An 8,858-nucleotide genomic window follows, 5' to 3' on the forward strand; every position below is an offset into this window, starting at 1 on the left:
AGGCCGAGGCCATCGCCGCCCACGAACCGGCGTACGGCGACATCGCTCAGGCCCCGGACCCGGCCGACCCCGGCCGCCTGCTGCTCGGCCCGCTGTACGGGCCCGCCGCCGCGGGGTTCCACCTGGACGCCGTGTACTCGGCGCTGTTCGTCCGCCCGGTGCTGGGCGCGGCCGGCCTGGTGCGCTTCCTGGACCGCGAGGTCGTCGACACCTACGTACGCGGCGCGGCCGCCCTGCCCCGGCTGCTCGGCGCGGCCGTACGGCGGGCGCAGACCGGCAATGTGCAGACCTATGTGAGCGCGCTGCTCGCCGGCACCGTCGTCCTGACGGTCGCCGTCCTCCTCGTCGCCTCGGGAGTGTGAGCGGGCGTGATCGGTATCAGCGAATCAGTGATGCAGTTCCTTCTGGCGTTCGTCGTCGCGGTGCCGCTCCTCGGCGCGGCCGCCGCCCTCCTGCCCGCCCCGCCCGGACTGAAGGGGAAGTCCCCCGGCCAGGCCGTGCTCCGGCACGGCGTGACCGTGACCGGCGTGGTCCTCATCGCCGCGATCGTCCTGGCGCTCGGCTTCGACCACGACCACCCCTCGAAGATGCAGGCCACCACCGACATCAGCTGGATTCCCGCACTCCACGTGCGCATCCACCTCGGCATCGACGGCATCTCCCTCCCCCTTCTCCTCCTGACCGCGCTGCTGACCTTCCTCTGCGCGCTCTACTCCTACTTCAAGCCGCCCGCGGGGCCCTCCCCGAAGGCGTTCACCGCCCTGGTCCTGCTGCTCGAAGGGGGCACCCTCGCCTCCTTCGCCGTGCTCGACCTCGTCCTCTTCTTCCTGGCCTTCGAGACCGTGCTGGTCCCGATGTACTTCCTCATCGCCCGCTGGGGCGGCGAGGGCCGGACCCGCGCCGCGTGGAAGTTCATCCTGTACACGCTGCTCGGTTCCGTGGTCATGCTGCTGGGCCTGCTGCTGATCGGGATCAAAGCGGGCACATTCGACATGGTGGCACTCGCCACTGACAACGGCCGGTCGCTGACCACGTCCGTGCAGGTCGTCGCCGTTCTGGCGATCGGGATCGGGCTCGCGGTGAAGGCGCCGATGTGGCCCCTGCACAGCTGGCTGCCGGACGCCCACACCGCCGCCCCGACCGTCGGCTCGGTGCTGCTCGCCGGCGTCCTGCTGAAGATGGGCACGTACGGGTTCGTCCGCATCCTGCTCCCGGTCGCGCCCGACGGTTTCCGGGTCTTCGCCCCGTACCTCGCCGCGTTCGCCGTCGTCGGGATCATCTACGGGTCCCTGGCCTGCCTCTCGCTCGCCAGGCGGGGCGCCAGGGGCGACCTGAAGCGGCTGATCGCGTACTCCTCGGTCGGCCACATGGGCTTCGTGCTGCTCGGCATCTCCACCATGACTCCGACCGGCGTCAACGGCGCGCTGTTCGCCAACATCGCCCACGGCCTCATCACCGGCCTGCTGTTCTTCCTGGTCGGTGCCCTGAAGGACCGCACCGGCAGCACCGACCTCGACACCCTGGCCGCGCACAGCGGGGGCGCCCTGTACGGCCGGGCCCCGCGTCTCGGCGGACTGCTCGCCTTCGGTGCCGTCGCCTCGCTCGGGCTGCCCGGACTCGCCGGGTTCTGGGGCGAGATGCTCGCGCTGTTCGGCGCCTTCCAGCCCGCCGCCGGGCTCAGCCGGGCCGCCTACCTGGTCTTCCTGGCGATCGGCGCCTTCGGCACCCTGCTGACCGCCGCGTACCTGCTGGTCGTGGTCCGCCGCGTCTGCATGGGCGACCCGAGCCAGGACCTGCCCGAACTCGCCGACGTGCGCGGCTACGAGTTCGCCGCCTGGACGCCGCTCGTCGTCCTCACCGTCCTCGCCGGACTCTGGCCCAGGGCCCTGCTCGGCCTCAGCGACCCGGCCGTGCAGCAGCTCCTCGCAGGAGGCACCCGATGACCGCCCTGGCCCAGGCCACACCGGGACACCTGGCCGCACCGGCGGTGAACGCCCTGATCCAGTCCGTCGACTGGCTGGCCATCGCCCCGCCCGTCATCGTCGCCGTCACGGCCCTCGCCGTGCTGGTCACCGACCTGTTCCTGCCCGAGGCCCGCAAACCCCTCCTGGGCTGGTTCTCCGTCGCGGGCCTGGCCGCCGCCGGGCTCATGCTGCTGCCGCTCCTGGACGGCGACCGCGCCACCTTCTGCCTGACCGGCTCCACGCGCGCGTGCAGCTACACCGCCGACCACTTCACGGTCGTCATCCAGTTCCTCGTCCTCGGCGGCGCCCTGCTCGCGGCCCTGCTGTCCGTGACCGGCGTGCAGGACGACCGGCGGCGCGTCCCGGCCGGGGAGTTCTGGTTCCTGCTGCTCTCCTCGGCGGCCGGTGCCGCCCTGCTGCCCGCCTCCCGCGACCTCGCCACCCTGATCGTCGCCCTGGAGGTCGCCTCCCTGCCCGCCTTCGCCCTGGTCGGCATCCGGCACGGCGAGGCGCGCTCGGCCGAGGCGGCCCTGAAGTTCTTCCTCTCCTCGGTCACCGCCACCGCCGTCAGCCTGATGGGCGTCAGCTTCGTCTACGCCGCCACCGGCACCCTGCACCTCACCGAGATCGCCCGCCGCCTGCCCCAGACCGACGGCCAGCTCCACACCCTCGTCCAGACCGGTGTCGTCCTCACCCTGGTCGGCTTCGCCTTCAAGACCGCCGCCGTGCCCTTCCACTTCTGGGTCCCCGAGACCTATGTGGGCGCGCCGCTCCCGGTCGCCGCCTACCTCTCGGTCGTCGGCAAGGCGGTCGGCTTCTCCGGCCTGATCCTCGTCACCGTGATCGCCTTCCCGTCCTACGCCGACGTCTGGGGCCCCGCCCTCGCCGTCCTGGCCGCACTCACCATGACCGCGGGCAACGTCGGTGCCCTCCGGCAGCGGGCCACGCGCGCGTACAGCGCCGTACGCCTCCTCGCCTGGTCCTCCATCGGCCAGGCCGGCTACCTCCTGGTCCCGATCGCCGCCGCCGGGTACACACGGGACGGCCAGAAGGCGATCGGCTCCACCGTCGCCTACGCCCTGATGTACGCCGCCGTGAACCTCGGCGCCTTCGCGGTGGCCGCCCTGGTGGGCCGTACGAGGCCGCTCAACCGGATCGCCGACTACCGGGGCCTGTACGCCACCAACCCCGTCACCGCCGTCCTCCTGGCCTTCTTCCTGCTCTGTCTGGCCGGACTCCCGCCGGGCGTGATCGGACTGTTCGCCAAGGTCACGGTGTTCTCGGCGGCCGTGGACGCCGGGCTCGGCTGGCTCGCCGTGGTCATGGCCGTCAACGTGGTGATCGCGCTCTACTACTACCTCCGGTGGACGGCCCTGCTGTTCCGCGCCCCCGAGGGCGAGCCCGTACAGCACCGCCTCCCCGCCCCGCTCACCGCCGCGCTCGCCCTCACGGCGGCCGTCGGCGTGGCCCTCTCGGGCGCGCCCCAGCTGGTGCTGCGCTTCGCCGCCACGACCCTCTTCTGACGGGCGCGGCGGACCTCGCTCACTCGTACGGGTGTCCGCGCCACCACGCCCACCTGGGAACTCGCGGCCTTCGCCTCGCGTTGTCCTGATCGGGAGGGTCCACTGGACCGAAGGGTTCCCGCGCCGCACGATCGGGAGGGTCAGGGTGCACCGCCGGCACAACGGGCTCAGGACCGCAGTACTCCTCGGGGCACTGTCGGCGATCATCATCGTCATCGGCAGCTTCTTCGGCCGTACGGGGCTGATCGTCGCCGTCCTGGTCGCGCTCGGCACGAACGCGTACGCGTACTGGAACAGCGACAAGCTGGCCCTGCGCGCGATGCGGGCCCGCCCGGTGAGCGAGTTCGAGGCGCCCGAGCTGTACCGGATCGTGCGCGAGCTGTCCACGCAGGCCCGCCAGCCCATGCCCCGGCTGTACATCTCGCCCACGGAGGCGCCCAACGCCTTCGCCACCGGCCGCAACCCGCGCCACGCGGCCGTCTGCTGCACCGAGGGCATCCTCCGCCTGCTCGACCCGCGCGAGCTGCGCGGCGTCCTCGGCCACGAGCTGAGCCATGTCTACAACCGGGACATCCTCATCTCGTCCGTGGCCGGCGCCCTCGCCTCGGTGATCATGTTCCTGGTCAACTTCGCGTGGCTGATCCCGGTCGGCCGCTCCGACGACGACGAGGGGCCCGGTCTGATCGGCATGCTGCTGACCATGCTCCTCGGCCCGCTCGCGGCCACCCTGATCCAGCTGGCCGTCAGCCGCTCCCGCGAGTACGAGGCGGACGCGTCCGGCGCCCAGCTCACCGGCGACCCGCTGGCCCTCGCGTCGGCGCTGCGCAAGCTGGAGAGCGGGACCCAGCAGCTCCCGCTGCCCCCGGAGCCGCGTATCGAGACCGCGAGCCACATGATGATCGCCAACCCGTTCCGGCCCGGCCAGGGACTGTCGCGGATGTTCTCCACGCACCCGCCCATGGCCGAGCGGATCGCCCGACTGGAGAAGATGGCAGGTCGACACCGGTGAAGACCCTTCTGAACATCATCTGGCTCGTCCTGAGCGGCTTCTGGCTGTTCCTCGGCTACCTGCTCGCCGGCGTGCTGCTGTGTATCACGATCATCGGCATCCCCTTCGGGGTGGCCGCCTTCCGTATCGGCGTCTACGCCCTGTGGCCCTTCGGGTACACCACCGTCGAGCGCCGGGACGCGGGCGCGCCGTCGTGCGTCGGCAACGTGCTCTGGCTGGTGCTGGCGGGGTGGTGGCTGGCCCTTGCCCACATCACCACGGGCATCGCGCTGTGCCTGACGGTCATCGGCATCCCGTTCGGCATCGCCAACTTCAAGCTGATCCCGGTCTCGCTGCTCCCGCTGGGCCGCGAGATCGTCCGCACGGACCAGCCGTTCGGCGCGCGCGTCGCCTGAGGCAACCGGAACCCGCCCGCGGGGCGTCCTGGCAGGGGACAGGGCACACCGGCTTCTTACGGAGCGAGGGTGTGCGGACGCGGTGCGGAAGGGCAGGTTCCTGGCATGGGCATTCTCGGTTGGATCATCCTGGGCCTGCTGGCCGGGGCCATCGCCAAGCTGCTGCTGCCGGGCCGTGACCCGGGCGGCTTCCTCGGCACCACCCTGATCGGCATCGCGGGCGCGTTCCTCGGGGGCTGGATCTCGTCACGCTGGCTGGACCACCCGGTCTCGAAGCACTTCTACGACGGCGCGACGTGGGCGGCCGCGATCGGCGGCTCGCTGGTGCTGCTGATCCTGTACCGGGTGATCTTCGGCAACTCGCGCGACTAGCGCTTTCCGGCGGGTCAGTCCTCGGAGCGGCGCTCGCTGCGATGCGTGCCGCGGGCCAGCTCCTGGAGGATCTCGTGCTCGGACCGCCGCGTCGTACGGGCCAGCGTGTGCAGCAGCGCCGCGCACAGGGCCGCCGTACCGTCCAGCAAGGTGTCCGTCGCCCCGGGGTCCTCGTGCCGCCGCTCCTCCAGATACTCCGTCAGGAGCTCGTCCCCGGAGACATAGGCAGTCATGAACTCGATACCGGTGCGCACACGGTCGTAGTCACTGCTCATGCCGGAACGATCGCACATACCGAGCCCCGCCGCCGGGGAAGCCGGGGCGGGGCGGGGCGCGCGGCCGGTCCTACCGGTAGTTCACGAACTGGAGCGCGAAGTCGAAGTCCTTGCCCTTGAGCAGGGCGATGACGGTCTGGAGGTCGTCGCGGCTCTTGGAGCTGACGCGCAACTCCTCACCCTGGACCTGCGCCTTGACGCCCTTGGGGCCCTCATCGCGGATGATCTTCGCCACCTTCTTGGCGTTGTCCTGGGAGATGCCCTCCTCGATGGACGCGAAGATCTTGTACTCCTTGCCGGACAACTGGGGCTCGCCCGCGTCCAGCGCCTTCAGCGAGATGCCACGCTTGATCAGCTTGGACTCGAAGACGTCGAGGACGGCCTTCACCCGGTCCTCGGAGTTGGCCTCCATGAGGATCTTCTCGCCGGACCACGAGATCGAGGCGCCCACGCCCTTGAAGTCGTAGCGCTGCGAGATCTCCTTGGCGGTCTGGTTGAGGGCGTTGTCGACCTCCTGCCGCTCGACCTTCGAGACGATGTCGAAACTGGAGTCGGCCATGTCCTGTGGCTCCTTGCATCGGGGGCGGAACGGGGTGCGGACCGTCCGGCCGCACCGCATCCGCCCCAGCCTAGCCACCCCCGGCCCCCGAGGACGGCGATCAACCGGGTGGCGGAGCACCCCCGCACATCAGGTATTGTTTACGTCGTTGCCAGGGAGCACCGCCAAGGCGGGCCCCCTTACAACAACCCCCGGCGGTGTGCCCGAGCGGCCAAAGGGAGCAGACTGTAAATCTGCCGGCTCAGCCTTCCCAGGTTCGAATCCTGGCGCCGCCACACGGGAATCAAGGGCCCGTGACCTGCTACTCAGCAGGTCACGGGCCCTTGGTCGTGTTCCGGAGAAACAACCGGCGCGGACCCCCGGAAGGGTCCGCGCCGGTCGTGGTGAGTCCGGGCCCGCCCGTCAGGGCGCCGGGTCAGCGGCGGTGGTCGTGGCCGCGGCCGTGGTGGTCGCGGTTGTCGTCCCAGCGCTGGCCGCGGCCCTCGTGGCCGCGGTTGTCGTCCCAGCGCTGGCCGCGCTCGCCCCACGTGACGCTGTCGACGAAGCGGCGCTCGTCGTTGCGGAGGGTGGCGGTGTCGCGGCGGTTGTCCCAGACGTAGTCGCGGCGGTCCTGGAAGAGGTCGCCAGCGGTGTCGCGGCCGACGCCCGTGTGGACGCGGACGGTCTGGTGGCCGCCGAGGGTGAAGTGGCGGAAGGTGTAGGTGACTCCGCGCCGGTCCTCCGTCAGCCTCCAGCCGTCGAGGTTCACGCGGTGGCGGGAGTTGTTGGTGACCTCAACCCACTCGTGGTTGAGGGAGCGGTTGGAGCCGTTGTCCCAGCCGGGGGAGTCGTACTGCACGCGGCTGATCTCGACGTTCTCGCGGTGAGAGCGGTCCGCGGCGGTGGCCGGCAGAGCCGCCGCTCCGACCAGCGCCCCGGCAGCGAGAGCGGCGGCGGCCAGGCGACGGGCGGTCACGGAAGACGAAGTCACAAGTGTCTCCTGCAAGGTGCGGGCACCCGCCCACGGGACGACCGGGGCGGAAAACGTGCGGTGTGCGGATGGCGACCTGCTGGCCGCGCAGACACCACTTTGACGGGATGCGGAGGACATGTGGTGGAAACGTGAACCGTGTTACCGATCGACCATATTTTCGTGACTCTCGGCTGTAACGTCCATTCATAGGAAGAATGCACCAAGTTGACGCCGCGAAAGAGACACAGCCCTTGTGATCACTGGGCCGAGCCCTCGTTTCGCCAGGCCATGCCACCCCGGCCACCCCGCACCCGTCACCCGAAAGTGAGTAACAGCCCTGTCGGACCCGCAGGGCACACTGGTCCCATGTCCGCGCGCCGCAGAACCTGTCCCGTGTGCCACCGCGCGATCGCCGTCGTCGCCGGCCGCTTCGCGCGCCACGACCCGCCCGGCGCGCGGGAGAGCCAGGAGATGGTCTCCTGCGCGGGCTCCCGGCAGCACGCCCAGATAGGCGCGGCCCAGCCCACGCTGGACGGCTACGTCGTCCCCGACTTCCCCGGCCAGCTCCCGCTGTTCTGACCGGGACCACGGCCCCGCTGAGGCCGCCTCAGTTTCCTGCGACCGCCTTAACGGCCACCGCCACCGGCACCGACCCCTCGATCAGCTCCAGCGTCAGCCCCGCCGTCGACGAGGACTCCACCAGTTCCGCCAGCACGGCCGCCACGTCGTCCCGCGGGACCTTGCCCCGCCCGGTGTGCGCCGCCAGCTTGACCAGCCCCGTGCCCGGGTCGTCCGTCAGCGAACCGGGGCGCAGGATCGTCCAGTCGAGGGCGTCCTGCGCGGTGACATACGCGTCCGCCTCGCCCTTGGCCCTCAGGTACACGTCGAAGACCTCGTTGCCCGGGTGATGGGGGTCCGCGCCCATCGAGGACACCACCACGAACCGGCGCACCCCGGCCCGCACCGCCGCGTCGGCGAACAGCACCGCCGCGCCCTTGTCCACCGTCTCCTTGCGTTCCGGACTGCTGCCCGGACCCGCGCCGGCCGCGAACACGGCGGCGTCGGCACCCCTGAGCGCCTCCGCGACCTCCTCCACCGACGCGGACTCCAGGTCCAGCAGGACCGGGTCGGCACCGGCCGCCCGCAGATCCGCCGCCTGTTCCGGCTTGCGGATGATGCCCGCGACCTCGTCCCCGCGCGCCGAGAGCCGCCGCTCCAGCCGCAGCGCGATCTGACCATGACCTCCGGCGATGACAATGCGCATGATTACGACCGTACGCCCGCCACGACCCATCCGCCCCACGAGCCGGCCCCGCCCGGAGAACCTCGCCCCGGAGAACGACGGCGCACGACGGCAACCGGGGGCGCACACGGCACCCTCCCGTGCCACGGATGGGCCAACTCACGGTAGATGAAACGCTGTTACGACAGTCTCTTGCGGCCCTGCCGGGGCAGCCCCAGCTCCGCCTCGGCCGCCGACTTGCAGTACTCCCGCACCGCGCTGGTCCGGGCCACCACCCGCCCCCGGTGCACGACGATCCTGCTGTACGCCAGCGACAGCGCCCCCGCCAACTCCTCCCCGCGCACCGCCAGCAGCTCCGCGGGGAACCCCGCCTCCACCCGCACCTCCGGCAGCCCCAGCACCGCCCGCGCCGACACGCTCACCGTGTCGTAGGCGTCGGCCGGCCGCATCCCGTGGACGGAGGCGAGGAGGTACGCCGCATCCAGGGGATCGCCCCGCCCCACCGGGTTGGCCAGGTCCCGCAGGGCGCCGCCGCCCGCCGCGACGCGCACCCCGGCCGCGCGCAG

10 protein-coding genes, 1 tRNA gene and 2 pseudogenes are annotated in these 8,858 nt (G+C 71.4%); 8 read left to right on the top strand and 5 right to left on the bottom strand.

Going from position 1 to position 8,858, the window contains the following annotated elements; translation table 11 throughout:
* From GT030_RS32230 to GT030_RS32255, 6 genes and pseudogenes are all read left to right on the top strand, one after another.
* Window positions 1-362: pseudogene (locus tag GT030_RS32230) on the top strand (NADH-quinone oxidoreductase subunit L); the annotation flags it as partial.
* Window positions 363-368: 6 nt separating this feature from the next.
* On the top strand, window positions 369-1,943 hold the full coding sequence (locus GT030_RS32235; RefSeq protein WP_161204112.1) for an NADH-quinone oxidoreductase subunit M: 1,575 nt from the start codon (window positions 369-371) through the stop codon (window positions 1,941-1,943).
* Window positions 1,940-3,487: an NADH-quinone oxidoreductase subunit N gene (locus GT030_RS32240; RefSeq protein ID WP_161204113.1), complete on the top strand. Its 1,548-nt coding sequence runs from the start codon at window positions 1,940-1,942 to the stop codon at window positions 3,485-3,487. The genes GT030_RS32235 and GT030_RS32240 overlap by 4 nt, the downstream gene beginning before the upstream one ends.
* Before the next feature lie 145 nt (window positions 3,488-3,632).
* Window positions 3,633-4,496 (top strand): zinc metalloprotease HtpX, encoded by an 864-nt coding sequence (gene htpX, locus GT030_RS32245; RefSeq protein WP_161204114.1) that lies wholly within the window; start codon window positions 3,633-3,635, stop codon window positions 4,494-4,496.
* Window positions 4,493-4,891, top strand: a complete 399-nt coding sequence (locus GT030_RS32250) for a YccF domain-containing protein (RefSeq protein WP_161204115.1) — start codon at window positions 4,493-4,495, stop codon at window positions 4,889-4,891. Before htpX ends, GT030_RS32250 begins: the two co-directional genes overlap by 4 nt.
* A gap of 105 nt (window positions 4,892-4,996) precedes the next feature.
* Entirely contained in the window at window positions 4,997-5,263 is a 267-nt protein-coding gene (locus GT030_RS32255) for a GlsB/YeaQ/YmgE family stress response membrane protein (RefSeq protein ID WP_161204116.1), read from the top strand.
* A 14-nt stretch (window positions 5,264-5,277) separates the two neighbouring features.
* On the opposite strand, the gene GT030_RS32260 is transcribed toward GT030_RS32255, so the two are convergent.
* Window positions 5,278-5,538: a hypothetical protein gene (locus GT030_RS32260; protein ID WP_161204117.1), complete on the bottom strand. Its 261-nt coding sequence runs from the start codon at window positions 5,536-5,538 to the stop codon at window positions 5,278-5,280.
* A 70-nt stretch (window positions 5,539-5,608) separates the two neighbouring features.
* Window positions 5,609-6,097 (bottom strand): YajQ family cyclic di-GMP-binding protein, encoded by a 489-nt coding sequence (locus GT030_RS32265; RefSeq protein WP_086693011.1) that lies wholly within the window; start codon window positions 6,095-6,097, stop codon window positions 5,609-5,611.
* A 193-nt stretch (window positions 6,098-6,290) separates the two neighbouring features.
* On the opposite strand from GT030_RS32265, the gene GT030_RS32270 reads away from it, so the two are divergent.
* Window positions 6,291-6,372, top strand: a tRNA-Tyr gene (locus GT030_RS32270).
* A 140-nt stretch (window positions 6,373-6,512) separates the two neighbouring features.
* Here the strand turns inward: GT030_RS32270 and GT030_RS32275 are convergent.
* Window positions 6,513-7,067, bottom strand: a complete 555-nt coding sequence (locus tag GT030_RS32275) for a lamin tail domain-containing protein (RefSeq protein ID WP_346009790.1) — start codon at window positions 7,065-7,067, stop codon at window positions 6,513-6,515.
* 348 nt (window positions 7,068-7,415) lie between these two features.
* Here GT030_RS32275 and GT030_RS32280 point away from each other — a divergent pair, with 348 nt between their 5' ends.
* Window positions 7,416-7,628: a hypothetical protein gene (locus GT030_RS32280; protein ID WP_161204119.1), complete on the top strand. Its 213-nt coding sequence runs from the start codon at window positions 7,416-7,418 to the stop codon at window positions 7,626-7,628.
* Between the two features lie 28 nt (window positions 7,629-7,656).
* On the opposite strand, the gene GT030_RS32285 is transcribed toward GT030_RS32280, so the two are convergent.
* Window positions 7,657-8,313, bottom strand: coding sequence for an SDR family oxidoreductase (locus tag GT030_RS32285; protein WP_161204120.1), 657 nt, complete (start codon window positions 8,311-8,313; stop codon window positions 7,657-7,659).
* Between the two features lie 158 nt (window positions 8,314-8,471).
* A pseudogene (locus GT030_RS32290) lies at window positions 8,472-8,858 on the bottom strand (hydrolase); the annotation flags it as partial.

It is taken from the genome of Streptomyces sp. SID1328, from assembly GCF_009865595.1.
Lineage (GTDB): Bacteria > Actinomycetota > Actinomycetes > Streptomycetales > Streptomycetaceae > Streptomyces > Streptomyces griseoluteus.